Origin of the sequence: Streptomyces griseobrunneus (assembly GCF_046713465.1) — a bacterium.
GTDB lineage: Bacteria > Actinomycetota > Actinomycetes > Streptomycetales > Streptomycetaceae > Streptomyces > Streptomyces microflavus.
Window position 1 is genome coordinate 888,891 of record NZ_CP177080.1, and the last position, 24,892, is coordinate 913,782.

Here is a 24,892-nt window from a genome sequence, read left to right on the forward strand (position 1 = left end):
TCGGACCTTACTAGGCTCACTCCACTGAAGGAATGACGGCACACCGACCACTATGGTCCGGCCGGACCGTCCACGAGCGTTCCGTGCAGGCCGTGGATGTGCTGCTCCACCAGGTCGGCCGCCTCGGCACCCCGCCCCTCGCACACCAGCGTCAGGAGGGTGCCGTGCTGCGCGTTGAGGGCGTGGGCGGTGGCGGGCCAGTCCTCGGCCTCTTCCAGGGCCCGCAGAATCAACGGGCGCACCGACTCCCGGACGGCGGAGGTAAGGGTCGAGGTCAGGGCGTTGCCGGAGCTGCGGGCGATCAGCACATGGAAGCGGGTGTCCAGGTCGTTGAACGCGCTCACCCCGATGCCGGGCGCCGCCATACCCCGCACCAGCCCCTCCGCCTCGTCGAGGTCCTCGGACGGTGCGTGGCAGGCGGCGGCAGCGAAGCTGGACCTCTCCAGGATGATCCGGGCCTCCAGGACGTCCTGGAGGCTGTAGCTGCCGAGGGCGAAGTGGAGCCGCAGCAGCCGGCCCAGGGCGTCATCCGGGTTGCGCACGATCCGGGCCCCGGCGTCCGGGCCCCGGCCGGGCTGGGCCACCAGGACACCGATCGTCTCCAGCACCCGCAGCGCCTCGCGCAGTGCGGACCGGCTGACGCCGAGCACGGGGGCCAGCTCCCGCTCGGGCGGGAGCCGGTCGCCCGCCTTGAGCTCGCCGGCGAAGACCCGCTCCTCGATGGAGCGGAGCACGAGTTCGTGCGTACGGGACTGCCGCACGGGCTGCCATTCGACGGACATCCGCCACTCCCTGCCTCGGCCGGTTCCGGGACGTTCAGCGTATGTCACACATACGGTGCGGTCGGACCGTACAAGGCCCAGAGGTAGGACCGAACTGAGGTCGCATTCTCCGAGCACACGAAGGCCCCGACCGGTTCGGCGGTCGGGGCCTCGGTCAGCCCGTGCGGAGGGGCCGGGGATGCGGCGGTGCGGGCGCCGCGCGACAGGGGGATCCTGAGGTTCCAGGAGTTCCGGGAGTTCCGGGAGTTCCCGGGATGTCTCTACCGTGCAGCCGGCCGCGCTGCGGGTCGAAGAGATGGGCGGCCGCTCCCGCCACCACGAGGCCCGTGGCGATCAGGAGGCCGTGGCCGATGGCGATCCCCATGCCCAGGGCGGTGAGCCCGAAAGCCATGCAGAGCCAGGCGTTGCGCCGCCGGTACTCGCGCGGGCTGCGCGGGGTGCCGTCGGACATCGCCGTCGCGAAACCGGGGTCGTCGCGATGCAGCTGCTCCTCAAGGGCGCGCAGCCGTTCGTCGTACGTGGGCATGGTGTCTCCCTCCCGGTACGGAGACCTCTCGGCCTCTCCGGCGCCGGCCCCGTGATGCGGCACGGGCAGGGCCTCCCGGGCCCTGAGTTCATGATCGACGGGGGCATCCGGAAGAACCATCGGGGGCAGCACCCATATCCGGGGGTGTGCACCATGTAGATGCGGGGCGGCCCGCGCGCCCTCCCGGCGGCGAGGGCGACGGGAGCTACGGGAGCTACGGCATGCGGGCGACGGCGTGTTTCCCGCGCACAGCAACGATAGTGGAGGCTGTCGGCGCCCAGCCTTCCCGACCCACCCCACCCCGACCCGATCCGCCCCGACCCCACAGCCCTTTCAACGCCCGCAATCGTTCCGACGCCCGATGGAGGCCGTGCTCCCTTGTCCCTGTTCTGGCGGATCTTTCTGCTCAACGCCGCGGTGCTCGTCGCCGCGGGTGCCCTGCTGCTGCTCGGCCCGATCACCATCTCCACACCGGTCCTGCTGACCGAGGCGATGATCCTGACCGGCGGGATCGCCTTCATGCTCGCCGCCAACGCTGCCCTGCTCCGCCTCGGCCTCTTCCCGCTCCAGCGGGTCACCCGCGCGATGACCACGACCGACCTGCTGCGCCCGAGCCCGCGCCCCGAGGTGGCCGGGCACGGCGAGATCGCCGCACTGATCGAGACGTTCAACACGATGCTCGACCGGCTGGAGGCCGAACGCGCCACCAGCAGCGCCCGCGCGCTCTCCGCCCAGGAGGCCGAGCGCCGCCGGGTGGCCCAGGAGCTCCACGACGAGGTCGGGCAGACGCTCACGGCGGTCCTCCTCGAATTGAAGCGGGTCGCAGATCAGGCCCCGAGCCGCTCCGCGGCGAGCTGCGCCAGGTCCAGGAGACCACCCGCGGCTCGCTGGACGAGATCCGCCGGATCGCCCGCCGGCTGCGCCCCGGGGTGCTGGAGGAGCTGGGTCTGGTCAGCGCGCTCACAGCGCTCATCACCGAGACACCGACGCCCGACGGGCTGACGATCCGCCGGCAGATGGGAAAAAGCCTGCCCGAGCTGGACGCCGAGGCAGAGCTGGTCGTCTACCGGATCGCGCAGGAGGCGCTCACCAACACGGTCCGGCACGCCCGTGCGTCGCGGCTCGAACTCTCCCTGCGCCGCAGCCCCTGCGGGGTGGAGCTGCGCATCCGTGACGACGGCCGGGGCCTCGGGCACACCCCCGAGGGCGCGGGCCTGCGCGGCATGCGCGAGCGCGCTCTGCTGATCGGCGCCGAGCTGTTCCTCGGCCCCGGCCCGCAGGGCGGTACCGAAGTACGTCTCGATGTGCCCGTCCGGAACGGAAGCCGGTGACCATGCCCCTCTCCTCCCCGCCCCCTGCCCGGGGCAGCACCGCTGTGCCGACCCGGATCCTGCTCGCGGACGACCACGCACTGGTACGCCGGGGGGTCCGGCTGATCCTCGACGGCGAACCGGACCTCACGGTCGTGGCCGAGGCGGGCGACGGCGCCGAGGCCATCGACATGGCCCGCGCCGAACGGCCGGATCTGGCCATCCTGGACATCGCCATGCCCCGGCTGACGGGTCTGCAGGCTGCGCGCGAGCTGTCCCGGGTCATGCCCGGCCTGCGCATCCTGATGCTCACGATGTACGACAACGAGCAGTATTTCTTCGAGGCGTTGAAGGCGGGGGCGGCCGGGTACGTGCTCAAGTCGGTCGCCGACCGGGACCTGGTGGAGGCCTGCCGGGCGGCGATGCGGGACGAGCCGTTTCTCTACCCGGGCGCGGTCACGGCTCTCATCCGCAACTTCCTCGACCGGGCCAAGGACGGCGAGGAACTGCCGGCGCGGGCGATCACCGAGCGCGAGGAGGAGGTCCTCAAGCTGGTCGCCGAGGGGCACTCCTCCAAGGAGATCGCGGAGCTGCTGGTCATCAGCGTCAAGACCGTGGAGCGGCACCGCGCCAACCTGCTCCAGAAGCTCGGGCTGCGCGACCGCCTGGAGCTCACCCGGTACGCGATCCGCGCGGGCCTGATCGAACCATGACCGCCACCGCCGCACAGACGGTCGTCCCCGCAAGCGCCGTCGCTCTCGCACGGGCCGTCGTCCCCGCACCAGACCGTCATGCGGCGGTCGGTTCATACGATTCTCACTCGACCCGCATAAAGTGCACCCGTGACCCAGATGACCCCGCCCGGCTGGCACCCAGACCCCGGGCATTCAGGTAAAGGCCCCGCTCAAGAACGCTGGTGGGACGGAGCGCAGTGGTCCGGCCACGTCCGCGCGTCGCCCGCCGCGGCCCGCCGCCGCGGGATCCGTATCGGCGTCGGTGTGACCGTCGGCGCCGTGGTGCTCGCCGCGATCGGGGGCGGGGTGTATCTGCTGGGCGAGGACGACGGCGGCCGGCCGGGCATCGCGGTCGCCTCCCCGTCCGCCACCCCCTCCACCCCGGACGGTTCGGGCGCACCGGACGGCGAGAACGGGGGCGGCGGGAACGGCGGCGGCGAGGAGGACGGTGGCCAGGGTCCCGGCGAGCAGCTCCCGCCGACGGAGCCGGGCTATGCCACGGACCTGGCCGCCGGAGTCAGCCTGCCGGTGCCCAAGGGGTGGACCGGCAAGTCGGCACCGGTCGGCGCCGGTCTGACGACGGGTGAGCACGCCTGCCCAGGCGGCGCCGCCGAGACGTGTGTGCGCGGAGGGGTGTTCTCGGCCCCCGCGGTCGCCCTGAAGCTCACGGGCGGGTCGCCGGAGGAGGCGGCCAAGAAGGACATCGCCGTCAACGCAGAGGAGTCCTACGGCGGGGACTCGTACGGGAAGATCACCTCGCACGAGGAGCTGAGGTCCGGTGCGGTCACCGTGGCGGGCCAGAAGGGCTACGCGGTGCGCTGGAAGGTGGTCACGGAGAAGGGCGACGACGGTTACGTCGAATCGCTGGTGTTCCCCTCCCCCTCCTCCAAGGACATGCTCGTGGTGGTCCGGTCGGGCTTCGACATCAACAAGGACGCGCCGAAGCTGTCGGTCCTGGACGAGATCGTCAAGGGCATCAAGCCCGCGTCGGGCGCGGGCAACGGCGGAGCCGCCTGAGCCCCACTGGTCGATGGGAGCCGGCCGGGACCGATGGTCCCGCCCGGCTCCCGCCGCGTTCGGCCGGTCTCCGGCCGCGCCTCAGCCCGTGACGGTCGCCGGATCGCTGACCCCGGCGGCTCCTGTCTCCACATGGCCCGCGAACCTGCGCAGGAAGCCCGGCTCCCCGTCGACGGTGACGGACACGTCGTACCAGCGCCGCCCTGCCCGCAGGTCCACCGTGCGTGAAACGGTGGCTCCCGCCCGTACGGTGACTTTCTGTGCCGCTCCGCCGTAGGCGTCGGCGATCGTCAGTACGCCGTCCGTGGCGCCGGAGTTGGTGAGCGTGAGGTCCAGGTTGCCGTTGGTGGCGTTGTGGCGGGCGGTGGCCTCGGGACCCGCGGTGGCGCCCGGGCTCCGGAACGTACGCAGGAAGCCGTTCGGGCCGTGCACGGTGAGGTCGTGGCTGCCGCCGGAGTAGGCGGAGTTCCAGCTGTCGGTCAGCGTCCTGCCCGCGCCCGTGGTGTACGTCCACGGGGCGTCGGTGCGGTTGCCGGAGGTGACGTAGAACTGCGCCCCGGCGGCCGTCCCCGGGCTGAACGTCAGCGCGATCTTCCCGGTGGCCGGGTTGACGGCCCCGTCGACGTACGGCTCGTACGGGAGCGGCCGGGTGGGTCGGCTGCCCGGTTCCTGCGAGGGCATGGCACCGACGGTCGGCGGGGTGGGCCGGTAGTCGGGGTGGCGCTCGCGGTCCGGGGGCTCGTACGCCGAGGTGTCCGGCAGGTCGCCGGGGGCCGGGGCGGACCGGCCGAAGTCGAACGCGGAGGTGAGGTCGCCGCAGATCGCCCGCCGCCAGGGCGAGATGTTCGGCTCGTGGACGCCGAAGCGCTGTTCCATGAACCGCAGCACGGAGGTGTGGTCGAAGACTTCGGAGCAGACGTAACCGCCGGTGCTCCAGGGCGAGACGACCAGCATGGGGACGCGGGGCCCCAGACCGTAGGGACCGGCTCCGTACGAGGGTCCGCCCGGGTAGATCTCCGTGGTGGTGTCCGCCGTGGACAGGCCCTGGTTCGCCGAGGCCGGCGGGTAGGGCGGGACTACGTGGTCGAAGAAGCCGTCGTTCTCGTCGTACGTGATGAACAGGGCGGTACGGCTCCACACCTCGGGGTCGGAGGTGAGGGCGTCGAGCAGGCCCGCGATGTACCAGGCTCCGTAGTTGGAGGGGAAGTTGGAGTGCTCGGTGAAGGCCTCGGGGGCCGCGACCCAGGAAATCTGCGGGAGCGTTCCGGCCTGTACGTCGGCGGTGATCGCGTCGAAGTACCCGCCGCCGGCCGACACGTCGGTGCCGGTGCGCGCCTTGTCGTACAGCGGGTCGCCGGGCTGGGCGTTGCGGTAGTTGTTGAAGTAGAGGAGCGAGTTGTCGCCGTAGTTGCCCCGGTAGGCGTCGTTGATCCAGCCCCAGTGCCCCGCCGCGTTCAGGCCGTCGCCGATGTCCTGGTAGATCTTCCAGGAGACCCCGGCCTCTTCCAGCCGTTCGGGGTACGTCCTCCAGCCGTATCCCCGCTCCTCGTTGCCGAGCACCGGGCCGCCGCCCGTACCGTCGTTGCCGGTGTAACCCGACCAGAGGTAGTAGCGGTTGGGGTCGGTGGCTCCGATGAACGAGCAGTGGTACGCGTCGCAGACGGTGAAGCGGTCGGCCAGCGCGTAGTGGAAGGGTATGTCCTCACGGGTGAGGTGGGCCATGGTCGTCGGGGTCTTGGCCGGTATCCACCGGTCGTAACGGCCCTCGTTGTACGCCCGGTGGCCGCCCGGCCAGTCATGGTTCAGACCCTGGAGGAACTGCATGCCCAGGTCGTCGGCGGTCGGGCGGAACGGCAGCGTCACCTTGCCCGCCGCGTCCGCCTGGTGCCAGACGGACTTTCCGCTCGGCAGGGTCACGGGCCTCGGGTCGCCGAACCCTCGGACCCCTTTCATCGCACCGAAGTAGTGGTCGAAGGAACGGTTCTCCTGCATCAGGACGACGATGTGCTCGACATCCCGGATCGTCCCGTCGGCCCGGTGGGCGGGGATGGCGGCAGCCCGGTCGATGCTGCCCGACAAGGCGGAGAATCCCGCGGTCGCACCGGCGATCTGGAGAAACCGGCGCCGATTCATCTCAGTCATGCGTGGGGGCCTCTTGGAGTGGGGGAACAGAAGCGAACAGAATGTTCCAAGAGAACCGAACAGAAAGGAAGGGGCCGTGACGGACCGGTGAATGGGGACGGTACGGTCCGCCAAGGGCGGGTCCGCGTCCGTCCCGGCATCCCCGAGCCCGTCACACCCCGCTCAGCGCAGCGTCTTCAGCATCTCCGCGTCGAACGGCGTGATGTCCCCGGTCCGCCCGCGCAGGGTCTTGGCCGCCCACTCCGGGTCGGCGATCAGCGCGCGGCCGACCGCGACCAGGTCGAACTCGTCGCGCTCCATCCGGTCCAGGAGCTGGTCGACGCCGGTGACGCCCGAGCCGTTGCCCGCGAAGGCGCTGAAGAAGTCACCGTCCAGGCCGACCGAGCCGACCGTGACCGTCGGCCTGCCGCTGATCTTCTTCACCCAGCCGGCGAGGTTCAGGTCGGAGTCGTCGAACTCCGGGAGCCAGTAGCGGCGGGTGGAGGCGTGGAAGACGTCGACCCCGGCCTCGGCCAACGGCGTGAGCAGGGCGTCCAGTTCGGCGGGGGTCTGCGCGAGTTCGGCCTCGTAGGCGTTGATCTTCCACTGGGACATGCGGAAGAAGAGGGGGAAGGAGTCGGAGACGGCGGCGCGGCAGGCCGCCACGATCTCGGCCGCGAACCGGGTACGGGCGACGAGGTCACCACCGTAGGCGTCGGTACGGCGGTTGCTGCCCGCCCACAGGAACTGGTCGATCAAGTAGCCGTGGGCACCGTGCAGTTCGACGCCGTCGAAGCCGAGACGCTCGGCGGCGGCCGCCGCGTCGGCGAACGCGCCGATGACGTCGTCCAGGTCCTTCTGCGTCATCGCGCGCCCCTTGGGCTCACCCGTCAGCGCGACGCCCGAGGGGCCGACCGGTTCGGCGTCCGCCACCGGGGGCGCGCCCTCGGTGCGGGCGACGCCCACGTGCCACAGCTGCGGGATGATCGTGCCGCCCGCCCCGTGCACGGAGTCGACGACTTCGGCCCAGCCCGCGAACGCGTCCTCGCCGTGGAAGCGCGGGACCCGGTCGCTGGTCCCGGCGGAGTCGTGGTCGATGTAGGTGCCCTCGGTGATGATCAGCCCCACACCAGCGGCGGCCCGGCGGGTGTAGTAGTCCGCCACGTCCCGGCCGGGAACACCGTCCGGGGAGAACTGCCTGGTCATGGGGGCCATGGCGATCCGGTTGCGCGAGGTGAGTCCGCGGACCGTGAAGGGGCGGGAGAGAGTCGCCGCCGCACGGCCGGTTTCGAGGTCGGTCACATCAATTCCTGTTCATCGGCTGAGGGGTGCACCACCCCAGGCCAACGCCTCGGTGGACCGACAGCATTCCGGCCTCACGCCGATGTGGCCCAGGACTCCCCGAAGGCGGTAGTCGAATCGAACAGCCCCCGGAAACGATCAAGGGCCGGGGGTATTTTCTGGATACAGCAGACTTAATACGGGTGAAGATCGCGCACGTGACGGCCCGTCGTGCACCATCGCGCATGCCGTGTGGTCCCCAACTGGTCTCCAACTCACGTACGGGCCGAGCCTCATGCCCCTCGGTGATCCTTGCGAGAGACACAACGATGCAGCGAACTACCCCACCCATTGGGCAGTCTGCCGATACCATCCCGTTCCTGAGCTGGGGACTCCATTCATGGGTGTGTGTCAGCCTCATGGCGCTCCATGGCAGAAGAGGAACGAACACCCTGTGAGCATCGCTCGCGTAGACGGGCGGGTACAGCCTGCCCGCCCCGGTGACCCGAAGCAGGTCGGCCCCTACCGGATCATCGGCCGTCTCGGCTCGGGCGGCATGGGCACCGTCCACGCCGGTCTCGATCCAGCGGGGCTCCGAGTCGCTGTGAAGGTGATCCATCCCGCGCAAGCCGAGGACCCTGAGTTCCGGGCCCGCTTCCGCCGAGAAGTGCAGCTCTCGTCGCGTGTGCACGGGCCGTGCCTCATTCCTCTCCTCGCAGCAGACCCGGATGCCGAGACCCCCTGGCTGGCCACCGCCTACGCGCCCGGGCTCACCCTCGACCAGCATCTCGCCTCCCATGGAGCACTCACCGGCGCCACCCTCTACGCCTTCGCCACCGGCACCGCCCAGGCCCTCGCCGCGATCCACGCCTCCGGCGTCGTCCACCGCGACGTGAAGCCGCAGAACGTCATCCTCACCCCGGCCGGGGCCTGGACTTCGGCATCGCGCATGCCGCCGACGGCACCTCCGTAACCCGGACCGGTGTCATGACCGGTACTCCCGGTTGGATCAGCCCCGAGCACTACCGCACAGGTTCACTTCGGCGCCTCCCCGCTCCCCCGCCGCTCGGCGTGCGCCGCCGTGCCGGGGCAAGCCCCGTGGGGAGGGACCTTCCCGGGTCGGAGGGCCACCCGCGAAGGTCCTTCCCATCGTGTGCGCCGGGCTACGGCGCTTCCGTGAGGATCTCCGTCGCGGTGCTCATGTGCAGGCGGCGGGTGTGGTCGACCGTTCGTACCGGCCCGGTCACCGTGACCCGGGCCGTGAGGCGCGTGTCCGTGGTCGACGCGCTCAGCCGCAGTTCGAGATCGCCGGGCTCGACGATCCGGTCGCCGTCGCGGCCCGTGAAGGACACGAGGTCCGCCGGGACCGTCATCCGCACCCTGGCCGCCCGCCCCGGATCCAGATCGAGGCGTACGTACCCGATGAGGCGCCGCACGGGCTGGACCACGGAGGCGACCGGGTCGTGCAGATACACCTGGATCACTTCGGTCCCCTCCCGCGCACCGGTGTTGCGGACGGTGCAGGAGAGCGTGAACTCCCCTTCCGTAGAGGCCCGTCCGTGCTCCACGACGAGGTCACTCCACTCGAAGGCGGTGTACGTCAGGCCGTGGCCGAACCCGAACGCGGGGGTCGGGTCGACACTGGACACCTCGCTCAAGTGGCCCAGCCGCGCCGCCAGGTACGTGGAAGGCTGGGATCCCGGGTGGCGCGGCACGCTGACGGGCAGCCGGCCGGACGGTGCGGTGCGACCGCTGAGCACCGAGGCGATGGCCCTCGTTCCTTCCTCGCCGGGGAAGAACGACTGCACGACCGCGGCTGCCTCGTCCGCCGCCCGCCCGAGGGCGTAGGGGCGCCCGGCGAGCAGGGTGACGACGACGGGGGTGCCCGTGTCGAGGAGGGTGTCGAGCAGGTGCTGCTGGACGCCGGGGAGCGCCAGGTTCTCCGCGTCGCAGCCCTCCCCGCTCGTGCCGCGCCCGAAGAGACCGGCCCGGTCGCCGAGTGCGACGATCACGAGGTCGGCGCTCCTGGCCAGTTCGGCCGCCTCGCCGAACCCGCCAGTGTCCGGGCCGTCGATGTCCGCGCCGCGCGCGGTGACGATCTCACTGTGGGGGAACTCCGCCGCGCACGCCTCGCGCAGGGTGGGCAGTTCGATGCCGAGCGGGGTCCCGGGGTGCAGTCCTCCGACGTGGACGGGAAAGGCGTAGCAGCCGAGGACGGCCGTCGGGGCCTCGGCGTTGGGTCCTATGAGCGCGATGCGGGCAGGGGCTCCGCCGGCCGCGTCCGCCGCCAGAGGCAGGGTGCCGTCGTTGCGCAGGAGTACGACGGCCTGTTCGGCGACGCGGCGGGCGAGCGCGCGGTTCTCGTCGGTGTCGAGACGGACGGTCCCGCGCAGCGCCTCCGAGTTCCCGTCCGCGGAGCCGTCCGCGCCCGCGGCCGCGGCGAGCACCGGCGGCACCGGCTTCCAGTCCGCGTCGAGCAGCCCCAACCGGGCTTTCTGGACCAGGACTCGGCGTACCGCACGATCCACCAGCGCCTCGGGTACGAGGCCCTCGGCGATCGCGTCGGTGAGCGGGCTGCCGAACGCCTTGACGGTCGGCAGCTCCACGTCCACGCCCGCGCCGAGTGCGGCGCCGGCCGCTTCCCCGAAGGTCCCCGCCACGCCGTGCAGCGTCTTGAGGAACGCGATGCCGAAGTAGTCGGCGACGACGGTCCCGTCGAAGCCCCAGGTGTCGCGGAGCAGACCGGTCAGCAGCGGTCCGTCGGCCGCGGAGGGGATGCCGTCGGTGTCGGTGTAGGCGTGCATGACGGACCGTACGCCGCTTTCGCGTACGGCCATCTCGAACGGGGGCAGGATGATGTCGGCGCGTTCCCGTGCGCCCATGCCGACGGGGGCGAGGTTGCGGCCCGCCCGTGAGGCGGAGTACCCGGCGAAGTGCTTGAGCGTGGCGACGATCCCGGCCGACTCCAGTCCCCGTACGTAGGCGGTGGCGACGGTCCCCACCAGGTACGGGTCCTCCCCGATCGTCTCCTCGACTCGGCCCCAGCGTGCGTCGCGTACGACGTCGAGGACGGGGGCGAGCCCCTGGTGCACGCCGACCGAGCGCATGTCGCGGCCGATCGCGGCGGCCATCTCACGGATCAGCTCCGGATCGAAGGTGGCGCCCCAGGACAGCGGCACCGGGTAGGCGGTCGCGCCCCAGGTGGCAAAGCCCGCAAGGCATTCCTCATGGGCGAGCGCCGGTATGCCGAATCGGTTCGCCCCGGCGATGCGCTCCTGGGTGCGCGACAGCGAGAGGGCACCCACGGCCGGGTCGACCGGGGCCGTTCCGAACGGGCGGGTCAGCTGGCCGAGGCCGTGCGGAAGGAGATCGTCGAGGGCGACGGCCTCCTCCATGTCGTGCTGGAACGGCGCGACTTCGCCGCCCTCGTCGGACGCGCCCACCCAGACGCCGAAGAGCTGGGAGACCTTCTCCTGGAGGGTCATGGCGGCGATCAGGGCGTCGGCCCTGGCCTCGGGAGCGAGGGCGGGATCCTGCCAGGGCCCGGCGAGGTGGACCGGGGGGCCGGACACCGGCGCCCCCGGGTCGGTGACCTCGGCGGGTGGCCGCATGCCGGCGTTCTCGATGTTGGCGGTCACTTTCCTCCCACTCCCATCAGCCCTTGCACCAGGGCACGACGTGCGAACAGGTAGACGATGAGGATCGGGAGCATGGACAGGACGACCGCGGCGAGCAGGCCCGGGGTGTTGACTCCGTGTTCCGTCTGGAAGTCGTAGAGCCCCAGGGTGATCACCTTGGTCTCCGCCGACTGCGTCAGTACGAGGGGGAAGAGGAAGCCGTTCCACGCCTGGAGCGCGGAGAAGACGACGATCGTCGAGACCCCGCTCCGGGACAGTGGCAGCACCAACTGGAAGAAGATCCTCCGGGACGAGGCGCCGTCCATCGTCATGGCCTCGTACAGATCGGGGGTGATGTCCCGCATCACACCCGTCAGGATCAGGGCGCACACCGGCATGGCGAAGGCCGCCGTCGGCAGGATGACGCCGATGAGGTTGTCGTAGAGACCGGCCTCGCTGATGACGAAGAACATCGGGACGATGACCGCCTGCGAGGGGATCGCCAGGCCCAGGAGGAACAGCCGGAAGACCGTGGTGGTGGCGCGGCCCCGGCTCCTGACGATGGTGTACGCCAGCGGCGGGACGAGGAGGACGACGATGCCCACCACGCACACGGTGACGATGACGGTGTTGAGGAAGTACTGCGCGAAGCCGCTGTTGAGGTCGTCGACGTAGTTGTCGAGCGTGAAGTGCTCGGGGAAGGACAGCGGGCCGTTCGCCGCGTAGTCGGAGCGCGACTGGAAGGTGGCGACGAGCATCACGTACAGCGGCAGCCCCACCACGAGGAGCCAGACCAGCGAGCCGAAACCGGCGAAGTAGTTGGGACGGCTCTTCCTCACAGTCCCTCCATGGTGCTGCGCATCTTGTCGTAACCCGAGAGCCGCACCACGATCAGCGAGATGACCGTGGAGACGAGGACCAGGAGGAGGGCGATGGTGGACGCCGCTCCGTAGTCGAAGCTCTTGAACGCCTTCTGGTACATGTAGTACGCGCTGATGGTGGTGTCGCTCCCCGGTCCGCCCTGGGTCAGGATGAGCACGGTGTCGAAGGTCGTGAGTCCGCCGACCACCATCAGGATCATCGAGGTGATGATCGAGTTGCGCAGCTGCGGCAGCGTGATGTGGAAGAACTGCCGCACCGTGCCCGCGCCGTCGATCTGCGCCGCCTGGTAGAGGACCTGCGGCACCGCGCGCGCCGCGCCCTGGTAGATCAGCGTGTGCAGGGGGGTGAACTGCCAGGTGCTGACGAAGACCAGGACGCCGATCGCGGTGGCCTGCGTCCCGAACAGGTTGCCGTCGCCGAACAGCCAGGTGGCTTGCGCGGGGACACCGAGGTTGGGGTCGAGGACGGCGCGCCACAGCACGGACACGGCCGCCACGGACAGCAGCATGGGGACGAAGTAGATGGCGGACAGGACGGCCCGGTTGCGCTGGTGCCCCGCCGCCCAGACCCCGAGCAGGATGCTCAGGGGGGTCTGGACGGCGACGCCGAGCACGGTGAGCAGGACGCTCAGCCAGAGGCTCTTGATCATGACGGGGTCGTCGAGGAGCGTCTTCCAGTTGTCGAGGCCGGCGAATTCCGGGTCGCTCAGGCCGTCCCAGCTGGCGAAGGAGAGTACGGCGACCATGATGAGCGGGACGATGGCGAAGAGGCCGAAGAAGACGGCGGCGGGGGCCGCCCAGAGGAATCCCGGGCGGCCCGCTCCGATGCCGGACGAGCCGGCTCTCCTGACCGTGTCGCCGTCTACGGAGGGGGATGGGGTTGTGGTCATGTCATGTGTTCCGGGTCCGGATTTCCGTGGGCTCACGAGGTCGGCAGCGCCTGCATGGCCTTGATGAAGGCGTCCTCGTCCATCGAGCCGTTGAAGAACTGCTGGAGGGACTGGTACATCGTGACGGCGGCCGACTGGGGGTACGCCTGGTCCCAGGAGAGCTGGAACGCCGGGGCCGCCTTGACCATGTCGTACTGGAACTTCGCGAACCCGGGGCTGGCGGCGGTGTCCAGGAAGCCTTCGGTGTTGGTCGTGGTCGGCAGGTTGCCGATGGCGAGCTGCGCCTTGACGAACCGGTCCGAGTACATGACCTTCAGGAACTCGGCGACGGCCTGCGGGTGCTTCGTCTTCTTCACCACGGAGTAGAAGTTGTTGGTGTTGCCGACGACGTTCGCCTGCTCACCCTTGCCGCCCGCGACGGAGGGGAAGGCGCTGTATCCGAGGTCGCTCTTCGCGAACTCGGGGTGGGCGTCCTGGTGCGTCGAGTACGCCCACGAGCCCATCAGCTCGAAGCCCGCTCTGCCGGTCGCCAGGAGCGTGGGGGAACCCTGGTCGGTGAACTTCACCGAGTCGTAGTTGGTGCCGAAGGCTCCGGCGTCCACCAGTTCCTTGATCCTGCTCAGCGCCCTCCGGCTGTCCGGACTCGCCCAGGCTTCCCGGTCGCCGTCCAGGGCCTTCTGGAAGAGCTCCGGGCCGGCGATGCGGTCGTACAGGTACTCGAACCACATCAGCGTCGGCCACCGGTCCCCGCCGCCCAGCGCGATCGGGGTGACGCCGTCGGCCTTCAGCGCCTCGACCGCCGCCAGCAGGTCGTCCCACGTCTTCGGTGGTTCGACGCCCGCCTTCTTGAGGACCTTGCCGTTGTTGAACAACAGCACGGGCTGCGTACCGCGCATGGGGATCCCGTAGGACGTGCCGTCGACTACCGCGCTGTTGAACACGGACGGCAGGAACTTCGCCTTGAGGTCCGGGTCCTTGGCGATGAAGGGGTCCAGCGGGAGCAGCAGGTCTGCGTCGACGAACGGCTTGATACTGCCGCCGCCCCAGTTGAAGAAGACGTCCGGTGCCTGCTTGCTGTTGATGATCGTCTGCAGCTTCGCCTGGTAGTCGGCGCCAGGGATCGTGTCCAGGACGGCCTTCACCTTCGACGTCTTGTTGAAGGTGGCGACGATCTCCTTCTCCACCTTGTTCGCCGCGTCACCGTAGACGAGGACGTGGATGGTGTCGTCGCCGGCCGCGTCGGAGTCCTCGCCGCATCCGGACAGGGACAGCACCAGGGCCAGCACGGCACCACCGACGACAAGGGTCCGCGAGGACCGTGCGCGTCGCTTCATCGGCACACCTTTCGAAACTTTTTCGGAGTAGTTACCGAAACTTCCTGAGTCGGGACGCTAGAACTCCTCATCTGGGGGGTCAACCCTCAGTCGCGGCGTTATCAAAGCGTTACGCCTGGGCGGCAGTTGTCCCGTGCTTTATGCTCCTCGCCATGCGCGATGACGAGAAGATGGGCCGCATCACCCTGGCCCAAGTGGCCGAACGGGCCGGCGTCTCCATTTCGACAGTTTCGAAGGTCCTCAACGGACGGCAGGACGTGGCGACCTCCACGAGGATCAAGGTGGAACGCCTGCTGGAGGCCCATGCGTACCGACGCACGCCCCGGTCGGCCGGCGAGGCGCCCCTCATCGAGATCGTGTTCCACGAGCTGGAGAGCATCTGGGCGATGGAGCTGATCCGGGGAGTGGAGAACGTCGCCAAGGCCCACGGCGCCGGGGTGGTCCTCACCGAAAGCGGAACCCGTCACTCGCCCGGCCCCGACTGGATGGAGGCCATGCTCCAGCGGCGGCCGCTCGGTGTCGTCCTCGTCTTCTCCACTCTGCCCAGCGAAGTGAAGCAGCAGCTCAGGGCGCGTTCCATCCCGTTCGTCATCATCGACCCCGCGGGCGACCCCGACCCCGACGTTCCCTCGGTCGGCTCGGCCAACTGGAATGGCGGACTGGCCGCCACCCGCCATCTCATCGAGTACGGCCACCGGCGCATCGGGGTCATCACCGGACCCGAGGACATGCTCTGCTCCCGCGCCCGGCTGGACGGCTACCGGTCGGCGATGACCATGGCAGGGCTGGAGGTGGACCCCGGACTCATCCTGTTCGGCGACTTCCACGTGGAGGGCGGATACGACCGCGCCACCGAGATGCTGTCCCGCCCCGAGCCGCCCACCGCGATCTTCGCGGGCAGTGACCTCCAGGCGCTCGGCGTACTCGAAGCAGCCCGGGTGCACGGCCTGCGAGTCCCCCACGACCTCTCGGTGGTCGGCTATGACGACGTGTCGATCGCCCGCTGGGCCAGCCCGGCCCTCACCACGGTCCACCAGCCGCTGCTCCAGATGGCGGAGGAGGCCGCGCAGATGCTGATGCGGCTGCGGGCCCAGGAACCGGTGTCCACGCGGCTGGAGCTGGCCACGAGCCTGGTCGTACGCAAGAGCACCGCGCCGCCCCGCCCATGAGGTCGCGGGCGGGGCTCCGGTCGGCCGGAGCCCCGCCCCCTGTTCGGTCGGTCAGCCGGACAGGTCAGCCGGTGGGGAAGGAATCGGGGGTGCTGATGCGACTCTTGAGGAGCGCCCCCGATTCGGTCAGCACACCGCTGCTGCTGTAGTCACCGCCGTCGCACGTGCCCGGCCTGAAGGCCGCGCTGCTCTCGTTCGCGTCGGAGTAGGTCCAGTTCGCGTAGCCGATCTTCAGCTGATCGAGCAGGTCCAGCCAGGCCGTCGTGCTCGCCCGGTCCATCGCTCCCCCGCCGGTGGCGCTCACCGTGCCGAACTCGGTCACGAACAGCGGCAGCTGGGAGGCCGCGCGGCTCAACGTGGCGCGGTAGGAGTCCTTGTGACTGGCGGCGTAGAAGTGGAAGGCGTACATGATGTTGTCCGCCCGGACGGGGTTGTTGACGACCTCGCTCTCGTTGGACCCGTCCGAGACGCCCAGTGAGGACCAGCCGCGGGTGCCGACGATGATGACGGCGTCCGGGTCCGCGGCCCGGATCACTGGGATGACCTGCTCGGCGTAGGACTTGATGGCCGTCCAGCTCACGCCGTTGGGCTCGTTGGCTATCTCGTAGATCACGTTCTTCTTGTCGGCGTTGCGGGCCGCGACGGACGCGAAGAACGTCTTGGCCCGGTCGAGGTTGTGGTTCGGATCGCCCGGCGTCAGGGTGTGGAAGTCGATCATGGCGTACATGCCACGCGCCTCGGCCATGTCGACGAGGCCGTTCACCCGGCTGGTGAAGCCCGCCGGGTCGGTCTCGTAGCCGCCTTCCTGGACGTACATGGCCACGCGCAGCAGGTCGGACTTCCAGTCCTGTGCGAGCGCGTCCACGGACGCGGCGTTGTAGCACTTGCTGAACCACTGGATGCCGTGGGTGCTCATGCCCCGCAGCTGTACGGGGCGGTCGTACTGGTTGCACAGGTGCACGCCGCAGACGTGGAGCTTGCCGTTGACGTCCACGGGGGTGCCGGTGCCCGGGACGGGCGGGTCGACGGGCGGGGGGCCGTCCACGGAACCCGTACAGGCGACGCCGTTCAGTGTGAAGGCCGTCGGTTTCGGGTTGGCGCCCGTGAAGGACCCCACCATCCCCAGATCGGCAGACGCACCGGTGGCCAGGGTGCGGTTCCAGTCGACGGGGACGGCGGTGACCGCGGAACCGGACTGCGACCAGGTGGCGTTCCAGCCCTGGACGAGCTTCTGCCCCGCGTCGGGCATCGTGAACTTCAGGGTCCATCCGGTGACGGGGTCACCCAGGTTGGTGACCTTCACTCCGGCCTGGAAACCACCCTGCCACTGGCTGGTGACCGTGTAGTCGACCTTGCATCCGGCGGCAGCCGCCGCCTGGGGACTGAACAGGGCGGTGAGGCCCAGGGCCATGGCACAGGCGGCCAGTAGAGCGAGTAGGCGTTTCACAGCGATTCTCCTCTTACACGGTAGGAGCGGGCCGGCCGCTCATCGTCGTGATGCCGTCCCGCAGGCCTTGCCGTTCAGCCTGAAGACCTGGGGGTCGTGCACGAGGCCGGTGGGCAGGCCGTTGAAGCCGAACCGCACGGTGCCGCCGGGCGCGAGAGCGGCGTTCCAGCTCAGGGCCTCGGCGGTGACCCGGGGCCCGGTCTGCCCGATGTCGGCACCCCAGGCGTCGGTCACCCGCTGCTGGTCGGCGAACGTCCAGTCAAGCCGCCAGGGCTGGACGGGGCGGTCGCCGGTGTTCTTCAGCGTGACGTGGGTGGTGAACCCGTTGCTCCAGCGCTGCGAGGTGTAGGTCACCTCGCACTGCGTCCGCACGGGCTCACCGCCGCCCAGATCGTCCACGTAGGACGCGACCCACGCGAGCGGGGCGTTCCAGTTGATGGTGATCTCGTTCGTGGCCCAGGACTCGATGTCGTCGATGTAACACATCGCCGGTGCGCAGCCCTTCAGCTTGGCCTGCGCGACCGGGTCCTCGATGGACGCGTTCGGACCGCCGGCCAGGGATCCCGGTGCGGGATTCGGCAGGGCCGGGTCGAGCTGGTCGGCCCAGAAACGGTGGTGCTGGTTGCGCGAGTCCCGCTCGCCGTACCCGGTGACATAGGACTGGTTCAGCGCGTTGCGGCCCAGCAGGTAGTCGAGTCCGCGCAGTACGGCGTCACGGTAGGCGGTCCTGCCGGTCAGGTCGTGCGCGGAGCCCAGGACGACCATGTTGTTGGCGACCTGACTGTTCGAGCCCCATACGTAGTGCCCGTCGTCGGGGGCGTACGGAAGGCCGTAGGCGGCCCCGGCCGAGTCTGCCGCGTAGCCGTCGGCGGCTTCGGTCACCATGCCGCGCACCGCAGCCAGTTGCTCGGCGGACAGCTTGCCCGGCACACTCGCGAGGTTCAGGGCTCCGAGCCCGGCGACCGAGCCCCACGACATGCCACCACGCGGGAAGACCGCGTCGGTGTCACCGTGCAACGGGGAGCGGAGGAGTTCCTGGCGGTAGCCGTCCTCACCGGTGGTGAGGAAGAGCTCCGCCGCCGCCCAGTAGAACTCGTCCCGTACGTCGTCGTCGTTGTAGGCGCCGCCGCCCGTGGCGTCCTGCGGGTCGGCGAGGATGTCCGGGTGGGCCTTGGCCGCTGTCCACGCTGACCGCGCGGCCGACCGGCACTGCGCGGCGAAGTCCGCGTCGTAGACCCGGAAGAGGCGGGCGCACTGGGCCGCGGTGGCCGCCAGGTTGAGGGTGGCCGCCGTGGTCGGCGGATGCAGTTCCCGGGGCTGGGGGTCACGGTCCGGCCGGAGCGGCAGTCCGGTCCACGCCTTGTCGTGCAGCTTGTGGTGGGCCATACCGGCGAGCGTCTCCCCTGCGGGCACCTGCATCCGCATGAGGAACTCCAGCTCCCAGCGCGCCTCGTCGAGGATGTCGGGGGTGGCGTTCCCGTGCTCGGGCAGCCGGAGTGCGCCGTCGCCGAGCGGCCCGGCTTCGGCGGTCTCCGCGTACAGGGTCCGTTCGAACGTGGACATCAACTGGGCTACCGATATACCCCCGTTGACCACGTACTTGCCGTGGTCGCCGGCGTCGTACCAGCCCCCCGCCGCGTCGAGGCGGTAGTCGCACACGCCCGGCTGGCAGGGCACGTCGTTGTCGCCCTGGTTGGGGCTCACCCCGACATGGCCGGCGGGCCGTGCGTACTGCTCGCCCACGATGTCCGCGTCGATCTCGATGCCGCTGCGGTTGTGGTAGAAGTACGCGAGCGCGTCGGTGCGCAGTGACGCGTAGAGGTCGTCGCCGATGGCGAACGGCTCGCTCTTCTCGCCCGCGACCGTGACGGTGTACCCCTCCCCCGCGGTCGCCACCGCGCTGAAGTCGAAGGTGTGGACGTTTCGCCGCGAGGCGGTGTCCACGCCCGCCGGAGTGGTGGTGCCGTCGGCCACGCGTGTCCCGGCGGCCGATTCGAGTGTCCAGGGCAGCGGGTCGGTCCCGTCGGTGACGACGGTGCCGGCCTTGGGGCCGTGCGTGAGGTACCCGACCTGGTTGACCCGGACCGGGGAGCCGGTGTCCGGTTCGTACGGCGGCGGCGCGGTCCCGCCGAGCAGCGACACATCGTCGACGCAGAAGGTCAGGGCCTCGGCACTGCCCCCGATCTGGAAGGCGAGCTGCGCCGCGTCGTGATCGGCTCCGGCCGTGAAGGTCTCCGTGACGCGTTCGGCGGTCGCCCCGACCGGCTGCGCGGTGGAGAGCTCCGTGGTCCACGGCTCGGTCGCCATCTGCACGTTGGTGCGGATGGTGACCGGCACGGTGGACGTCGCCGTGTAGCTCAGGGTGTATCCCTCGCCGGCGGTCAGGGCGAGCCCGTTCTGCCCGATGATGGCGTCCCACGCGTTGGCCGTGCCCCCGGGGACGTCGGCACAGAGACGTCCGTCCGAGACGGCGACGGGGCTGTTGGCCGTCGACCACCAAGGGGCGGTGCCCGCGGAGAAGTCCCCGTTGACGATGAGCTCGGGGGCCTCGGATGCCTCGTTGACGGGTTGGGCCGCACCGGCGGGTGCGGCGAGAGTGCCGGCCAGCAGCCCGGCGGTGGCTGCGAGGCCGGCTAACAGGCTGACGCGTCTGGTTCGGTTCGGTCGGCGGAGCCTACGGGACGGGCGGGGAACGAGTGGTTGGTGTTGCGGCACACCGAAGTCCTTCCGGGAGGGGGCAGAGCACGCGGTGATAGGGCACCCGCTTGTGTCCGGCGGGGTACGACCAGGAGTGGGAGCGCTCCCAACAACTTCGGGGTCGGGAGCCGCGCCGTCAAGCGGTTGCACAGGATTCACCGCTCGCTCCCGCGGACTCATGGGAGGTAGCCGTCCGGACTGACGACACCACACGACTCCGGCCCGACAGGTCCCGGCGTCGCGCGTTTGCCGCCGCCTCGTCAGGGCGTAAGGCCGGTCACCGCTCTTCCGCTCTTCTCGCAGATCGCGCGAGCCGTCGGGGACGCGCTGATCGAGGCCGGCGGGCGGCGGGCGATGGCCGCGCTCATCCGGCGTACCCGTAGGGCGAGACCTGTTTGGCCGCATCGGACAGCGTGACCGCGCCCGACTGCGGCCGTCTTGCAGCGGGGCGGTACGTGCCTTGCGGGCGGCGTGTCCCTCCCGGGCGGCGGGGTGGTGAGTACCGCAGAACGCGGCCGGGGTCGCCGGGCGTGGCGGTGACCGCAGGGCGTAGCGGTGACCGCAGGGCGTGGCGGGCGACGGCTTCGAGACGGCGGAGCAGAAGACAAGACCGAATCGCCGCTGTCGCCCGTCGGCGGCCGATGAAGGGGAGCGGCGGGATCACGGTGCGTCCGCTGCTGGAGGAGCCGGGCCCTGACCCGCGACCCCGTCGATCCGCGCGACACATCTTCCACGATGGGTTGTCAGGAGCACGGCAACGCTCCTACAGTCCGAAGTGTCAGCGAGTGGGAGCGCTCCCATGACTGAACCACCGGGCGCTGCCGATTCCGTGATCGCCCCATCCGGTCGTTCCTCCCAAAGAGGCTCCGCATGCGAGCGTCCGTCACCGCAATCCCCCAGTACCCCGCGCACCCTGCCTATCACTCCTGCCCACTTCGGCCCGAAGCGGCCCGGTCCCCGCCGGATCCCGCCCGTGCCGGACCGGCCTCACCGGCACGGCCGTATCTGAACCGATCCACGCATCCGCACACAAGCCGGCCCGGCCTTCATCACCTTCCGGTACAGGGCGGAGGCCCGGCGATACGCTCAGCGCCGCACGCGGCGCCGCGCGTTTCGGTCCGCACATCGTCGACCCCCGCGGTGCGACAGGCGGTCCGCGCTCGGCGGCCGCCGACCGGGTTCGGCCGGTTCACCTCCGGTGGGACCGATGACTACGGATTGCACCGGCCCCAGCGATAACGCCTGCCTGGCAGCGGCGCTCGCCCGGGCCGGCGCCCCGCTGATCCAGGTGCCCCCCCCCAGACTCCTCGGCCGACGGTTGCCGCAGGAGAGAAGTACAGACGGAAGTCCATCCCCTCACGGCACAGGAGACCTCATGGCCCGACGCAAGAAGCTGTTCACCTCTCTGGTGGCGGTGCTCGCGACGCTGCTAGGCGGAATCGGCCTGACCTTAATGGGCCAGGACAACGCCCAGGCGCACGGCGTCACGATGACACCGGGATCGCGCACCTACCTCTGCATGCTGGACGCCAGGACCGGCACCGGCGCTCTGGACCCGACGAACCCGGCGTGCAGGGCCGCGCTCGACGAGAGCGGCCCGACCGCGCTGTACAACTGGTTCGCCGTGCTCGACTCCAACGCGGGTGGACGGGGGGCGGGTTACGTCCCGGACGGAAAGCTGTGCAGCGCCGGTGACCGGTCGCCGTACAACTTCACCGGCTACAACGCCCCACGTTCCGACTGGCCCCGGACGCACCTGACGTCCGGGAAGACGATCCAGGTCCAACACAGCAACTGGGCGGCGCATCCGGGCTCCTTCCGGGTGTACCTGTCCAAGCCCGGCTACTCGCCCAGCACCGAGCTGGGCTGGGACGACCTGGAACTGATCGAGACCGTTTCCGACCCGCCGCAGGCCGGCGGTCCCGGCACGGACGGCGGCCACTACTACTGGGACCTGGACCTGCCCTCGGGCCGCTCGGGTGACGCCGTCATGTTCATCCAGTGGGTGCGCTCGGACAGCCAGGAGAACTTCTTCTCCTGCTCGGACATCGTCTTCGACGGCGGCAACGGCGAGGTGACCGGCATCCGCGGCTCGGGCGGCACTCCGACCCCGACGCCCACTCCGACCCCGACCCCGAGACCCACCGACCCGCACACCGGGTGCATGGCCGTCTACAGCGTGACCAACTCCTGGGGCGGCGGCTTCCAGGGTTCCGTCGAAGTCATGAACCACGGCACGACGGCGCGTGAGGGCTGGGCCGTGCAGTGGAAGCCCGGCGTGGGCGCCAACGTCAACAGCGTGTGGAACGGTGCGCTGACCACAGCACCCGATGGCACGCTCACGGTCAGAAGCCTCGATCACAACCGCAAGATCGCCCCTGAGGGCAGTGTCACCTTCGGGTTCACTGCGACATCGACCGGAAACGACTTCCCTGTCGGCTCGATCAGCTGCGTCACCCCGTAGCGACTGACGCGCGCGGCGCCGGTTCCCGCACCCTGCGGGAACCGGCTCTGTCGTGTGGTGAGGGCGACGGCTGGGCCATTGCGAGGCCACGGCCCCCACATCGCCACGCCCTCCCAGGGCACTGCGTTCGAGTGATGCGAACCTAGTTGTTTTGGTACGCGAACGGAGCGACTCGACGCGTTCGCCGCACCGGACAGGTAGCGAAGCGACGAGCGCGCCCTAATCGGTCAGGGAGCCAACGAACAGCGACAACGCCTTTCGCCTGTGTCGCTTTCCACGCCGAAACAGCTGCGGAATCCAGCACAACACACCCCACGCCACATCAGCCAAGCCATCGCCGAGTCCCGCCCCGTCTGGCGCGGGCAAGACGGCGACCACAGCGCGACCTGAGCGTGCACAGGGTGACTCCGGCGTTCGCCGTTCAACCCACGGTATCGAAACTTTCGAAAGGAACAGGGAAACTTTTCCCTGTCGAAGGCATTGACGATGCATCACCAACACCTCAATCATCCTGTTTGGGGAACCGGCCACAGTTCGTTCGACACTCCGATCGCACCGGCCTTGGGGAGTCCGTGCCGCACAGCAGATCCGCGCATCAAAGCACCTGCACCACCTGTTTCACTCCGGTGAGGTTCGCACCAACGCATCCTGGCTCTTCACACAGTGGGAGAAGTACGCGGTGCGGCTTGGTGGCCATGACCCCCGGCTGAACCCCGATGGAGCCCCCGTGACCTGTCTCGAGAATCATCCCCTGCCATGACCGCGGTGTTCGGTGGTTCCGTGCTGCCCGGGCTCCGGCCCGCCCCGTCGGCCCGTCCGACGGTCCGTCCGTCCGTCAGCCCGTCGAATGGGCGCGGCCGACGCACCCCCTGCGCTGTCGGCCCTTCCGTGATTTCTACCTAGGAGGCACAGTCATGGGCTCGTATGCCCTTCCCAGAACCGCTGTCCGACCGAAGATCCGCAGCCTGCTGTTAGCGCTGGTCGTCGGCGTCCTCGGCGTGGTCACCATGCTGGTGGCCCCGCCGACCTCGCACGCCGCCGAGAACACGCTCGGCGCGGCGGCGGCGCAGAACGGCCGGTACTTCGGCACCGCCATCGCCTCGGGCAAGTTGAGCGACTCGGCGTACACGACGATCGCCGGCCGTGAGTTCAACTCGGTGACGGCCGAGAACGAGATGAAGATCGACGCCACCGAACCGCAGCGGGGCCAGTTCAACTTCACCGCCGCCGACCGCGTCTACAACTGGGCGGTGCAGAACGGCAAGCAGGTGCGCGGCCACACCCTGGCCTGGCACTCCCAGCAGCCCGGCTGGATGCAGAGCCTCAGCGGCAGCACCCTGCGCCAGGCGATGAATGACCACATCAACGGCGTGATGGCCCACTACAAGGGCAAGATAGCCCAGTGGGACGTCGTGAACGAGGCTTTCGCCGACAGCAGCTCGGGCGCCCGGCGGGACTCCAACCTGCAGCGCACCGGCAACGACTGGATCGAGGTCGCCTTCCGCACCGCGCGCGCCGCCGACCCGGCGGCCAAGCTCTGCTACAACGACTACAACGTCGAGGACTGGACCTGGGCCAAGACCCAGGCCATGTACGCCATGGTCCGGGACTTCAAGCAGCGCGGCGTGCCGATCGACTGCGTCGGCTTCCAGTCGCACTTCAACAGCGGCAGTCCCTACAACAGCAACTTCCGCACCACCCTCCAGAACTTCGCCGCCCTCGGCGTGGACGTGGCCATCACCGAACTCGACATCCAGGGCGCCCCGGCCTCGACCTACGCCAGCGTGACCAACGACTGCCTGGCCGTCCCGCGCTGTCTCGGCATCACCATCTGGGGCGTGCGCGACAGCGACTCCTGGCGGCCGGATCACACGCCGCTGCTGTTCAACAACGACGGCAGCAAGAAGGCCGCCTACACCTCCGTCCTCGACGCGCTCAACGGCGGCTCGTCCACACCCCCGACCGGTTCCGGAGGGATCAAGGGCGTCGGTTCAGGCCGGTGCCTGGACGTGCCGAACTCCAGCACCACCGACGGCACGCAGCTACAGCTGTGGGACTGCAACAGCAGCACCAGCCAACGGTGGACTTCCACCGCAGCAGGCGAGCTCCGGGTCTACGGCAACAAGTGTCTGGACGCCGCCGGGACCGGCAACGGAGCCAAAGTCCAGATCTACAGCTGCTGGGGCGGCGACAACCAGAAATGGCGCCTCGACTCCAACGGCTCCATCGTCGGCGTGCAGTCCGGCCTCTGCCTCGACGCCGTCGGCAACGGAACTGGCAACGGAACCCTGATCCAGCTCTACTCCTGCTCGAACGGCAGCAACCAACGCTGGACCCGCACCTGATGGGAGCTGCCATCGACGAGCGGGCGACACCGTGCGGGCCGACAGTGCGGATTCTCCCGCCCACTCCAGGAAGACAACATTGATGGTCCTGGGGGTCGCCGCCGTGGTGGCGGCGACCGCCGGGAACGGGTATCAGCCCCGCGCTGAATCCGGCGCCCGCCGAACCCGCGACGGTGGACACCGGCGAGGGGCCGACCACGACGGGTCCAACCAGCAGTGCTTTCACCCGGACGTCCACAAGATCACGGCTGCCGGGGCGGCGCTCTCTGCCCACTTC

At 69.9% G+C, this 24,892-nt stretch carries 15 protein-coding genes and 2 pseudogenes; 7 read left to right on the forward strand and 10 right to left on the reverse strand.

The window, feature by feature from the left end; translation table 11 throughout:
* Window positions 1-50: 50 nt before the first annotated feature.
* Both ACK8N7_RS04200 and ACK8N7_RS04205 read right to left on the reverse strand, forming a co-directional pair.
* Complete coding sequence (locus tag ACK8N7_RS04200; protein WP_500441004.1) at window positions 51-782, reverse strand: FadR/GntR family transcriptional regulator; 732 nt, start codon at window positions 780-782, stop codon at window positions 51-53.
* Window positions 783-936: 154 nt separating this feature from the next.
* Window positions 937-1,308, reverse strand: a complete 372-nt coding sequence (locus ACK8N7_RS04205; protein WP_500441005.1) for a DUF3040 domain-containing protein — start codon at window positions 1,306-1,308, stop codon at window positions 937-939.
* A gap of 378 nt (window positions 1,309-1,686) precedes the next feature.
* Here ACK8N7_RS04205 and ACK8N7_RS04210 point away from each other — a divergent pair.
* From ACK8N7_RS04210 to ACK8N7_RS04220, 3 genes and pseudogenes are all read left to right on the forward strand, one after another.
* Window positions 1,687-2,639, forward strand: a pseudogene (locus ACK8N7_RS04210) (HAMP domain-containing sensor histidine kinase).
* Between the two features lie 2 nt (window positions 2,640-2,641).
* Window positions 2,642-3,331 carry a response regulator gene (locus ACK8N7_RS04215; RefSeq protein WP_500441006.1) on the forward strand — a complete coding sequence of 230 codons (690 nt, stop codon included), beginning with the start codon at window positions 2,642-2,644 and terminating at the stop codon, window positions 3,329-3,331.
* A 138-nt stretch (window positions 3,332-3,469) separates the two neighbouring features.
* Window positions 3,470-4,369, forward strand: coding sequence for a DUF2510 domain-containing protein (locus tag ACK8N7_RS04220; RefSeq protein WP_500445683.1), 900 nt, complete (start codon window positions 3,470-3,472; stop codon window positions 4,367-4,369).
* Between the two features lie 81 nt (window positions 4,370-4,450).
* On the opposite strand, the gene ACK8N7_RS04225 is transcribed toward ACK8N7_RS04220, so the two are convergent.
* Both ACK8N7_RS04225 and ACK8N7_RS04230 read right to left on the reverse strand, forming a co-directional pair.
* Complete coding sequence (locus tag ACK8N7_RS04225) at window positions 4,451-6,511, reverse strand: phosphocholine-specific phospholipase C (RefSeq protein WP_500441008.1); 2,061 nt, start codon at window positions 6,509-6,511, stop codon at window positions 4,451-4,453.
* A 162-nt stretch (window positions 6,512-6,673) separates the two neighbouring features.
* A complete protein-coding gene (locus tag ACK8N7_RS04230; protein ID WP_500441010.1) occupies window positions 6,674-7,792 on the reverse strand; it encodes an NADH:flavin oxidoreductase in 1,119 nt (372 codons plus the stop codon).
* A 379-nt stretch (window positions 7,793-8,171) separates the two neighbouring features.
* Here ACK8N7_RS04230 and ACK8N7_RS04235 point away from each other — a divergent pair.
* Window positions 8,172-8,809: pseudogene (locus tag ACK8N7_RS04235) on the forward strand (serine/threonine-protein kinase); the annotation flags it as partial.
* Between the two features lie 125 nt (window positions 8,810-8,934).
* Here ACK8N7_RS04235 and ACK8N7_RS04240 read toward each other — a convergent pair.
* Genes ACK8N7_RS04240 through ACK8N7_RS04255 form a run of 4 tightly spaced genes read right to left on the reverse strand, consistent with a single transcriptional unit; the run spans window position 8,935 to window position 14,493 of the window.
* Window positions 8,935-11,409 carry a beta-xylosidase/alpha-l-arabinosidase gene (locus ACK8N7_RS04240; RefSeq protein ID WP_403210590.1) on the reverse strand — a complete coding sequence of 825 codons (2,475 nt, stop codon included), beginning with the start codon at window positions 11,407-11,409 and terminating at the stop codon, window positions 8,935-8,937.
* Window positions 11,406-12,227, reverse strand: coding sequence for a carbohydrate ABC transporter permease (locus tag ACK8N7_RS04245; RefSeq protein ID WP_500441012.1), 822 nt, complete (start codon window positions 12,225-12,227; stop codon window positions 11,406-11,408). The genes ACK8N7_RS04240 and ACK8N7_RS04245 overlap by 4 nt, the downstream gene beginning before the upstream one ends.
* Window positions 12,224-13,159 (reverse strand): carbohydrate ABC transporter permease, encoded by a 936-nt coding sequence (locus ACK8N7_RS04250; RefSeq protein ID WP_500441014.1) that lies wholly within the window; start codon window positions 13,157-13,159, stop codon window positions 12,224-12,226. The genes ACK8N7_RS04245 and ACK8N7_RS04250 overlap by 4 nt, the downstream gene beginning before the upstream one ends.
* Before the next feature lie 32 nt (window positions 13,160-13,191).
* Entirely contained in the window at window positions 13,192-14,493 is a 1,302-nt protein-coding gene (locus ACK8N7_RS04255) for an ABC transporter substrate-binding protein (RefSeq protein WP_500441016.1), read from the reverse strand.
* A 140-nt stretch (window positions 14,494-14,633) separates the two neighbouring features.
* Between ACK8N7_RS04255 and ACK8N7_RS04260 the strand changes: the two genes are divergently transcribed.
* The gene (locus tag ACK8N7_RS04260) at window positions 14,634-15,662 is read left to right on the forward strand and encodes a LacI family DNA-binding transcriptional regulator (protein WP_500441018.1); all 1,029 of its coding nucleotides are present in this window, start codon (window positions 14,634-14,636) and stop codon (window positions 15,660-15,662) included.
* Between the two features lie 64 nt (window positions 15,663-15,726).
* On the opposite strand, the gene ACK8N7_RS04265 is transcribed toward ACK8N7_RS04260, so the two are convergent.
* Complete coding sequence (locus tag ACK8N7_RS04265) at window positions 15,727-17,109, reverse strand: cellulase family glycosylhydrolase (protein WP_403210580.1); 1,383 nt, start codon at window positions 17,107-17,109, stop codon at window positions 15,727-15,729.
* Window positions 17,110-17,148: 39 nt separating this feature from the next.
* On the reverse strand, window positions 17,149-19,716 hold the full coding sequence (locus ACK8N7_RS04270) for a glycoside hydrolase family 9 protein (protein WP_500445685.1): 2,568 nt from the start codon (window positions 19,714-19,716) through the stop codon (window positions 17,149-17,151).
* 1,465 nt (window positions 19,717-21,181) lie between these two features.
* On the opposite strand from ACK8N7_RS04270, the gene ACK8N7_RS04275 reads away from it, so the two are divergent.
* Window positions 21,182-22,270 (forward strand): lytic polysaccharide monooxygenase auxiliary activity family 9 protein, encoded by a 1,089-nt coding sequence (locus tag ACK8N7_RS04275; protein WP_500441020.1) that lies wholly within the window; start codon window positions 21,182-21,184, stop codon window positions 22,268-22,270.
* A 914-nt stretch (window positions 22,271-23,184) separates the two neighbouring features.
* Window positions 23,185-24,615 (forward strand): endo-1,4-beta-xylanase, encoded by a 1,431-nt coding sequence (locus ACK8N7_RS04280; protein WP_500441022.1) that lies wholly within the window; start codon window positions 23,185-23,187, stop codon window positions 24,613-24,615.
* Window positions 24,616-24,892 lie beyond the last annotated feature (277 nt).

What these genes read in the sequence shown, in the direction of transcription:
- ACK8N7_RS04200 (WP_500441004.1), bottom strand. Translation starts at nt 782, where the DNA reads ATGTCCGTCGAATGGCAGCCCGTGCGGCAGTCCCGTACGCACGAACTC.
- ACK8N7_RS04205 (WP_500441005.1), bottom strand. Translation starts at nt 1,308, where the DNA reads ATGCCCACGTACGACGAACGGCTGCGCGCCCTTGAGGAGCAGCTGCAT.
- ACK8N7_RS04215 (WP_500441006.1), top strand. Translation starts at nt 2,642, where the DNA reads ATGCCCCTCTCCTCCCCGCCCCCTGCCCGGGGCAGCACCGCTGTGCCG.
- ACK8N7_RS04220 (WP_500445683.1), top strand. Translation starts at nt 3,470, where the DNA reads ATGACCCCGCCCGGCTGGCACCCAGACCCCGGGCATTCAGGTAAAGGC.
- ACK8N7_RS04225 (WP_500441008.1), bottom strand. Translation starts at nt 6,511, where the DNA reads ATGACTGAGATGAATCGGCGCCGGTTTCTCCAGATCGCCGGTGCGACC.
- ACK8N7_RS04250 (WP_500441014.1), bottom strand. Translation starts at nt 13,159, where the DNA reads ATGACCACAACCCCATCCCCCTCCGTAGACGGCGACACGGTCAGGAGA.
- ACK8N7_RS04255 (WP_500441016.1), bottom strand. Translation starts at nt 14,493, where the DNA reads ATGAAGCGACGCGCACGGTCCTCGCGGACCCTTGTCGTCGGTGGTGCC.
- ACK8N7_RS04260 (WP_500441018.1), top strand. Translation starts at nt 14,634, where the DNA reads ATGCTCCTCGCCATGCGCGATGACGAGAAGATGGGCCGCATCACCCTG.
- ACK8N7_RS04275 (WP_500441020.1), top strand. Translation starts at nt 21,182, where the DNA reads ATGGCCCGACGCAAGAAGCTGTTCACCTCTCTGGTGGCGGTGCTCGCG.
- ACK8N7_RS04280 (WP_500441022.1), top strand. Translation starts at nt 23,185, where the DNA reads ATGGGCTCGTATGCCCTTCCCAGAACCGCTGTCCGACCGAAGATCCGC.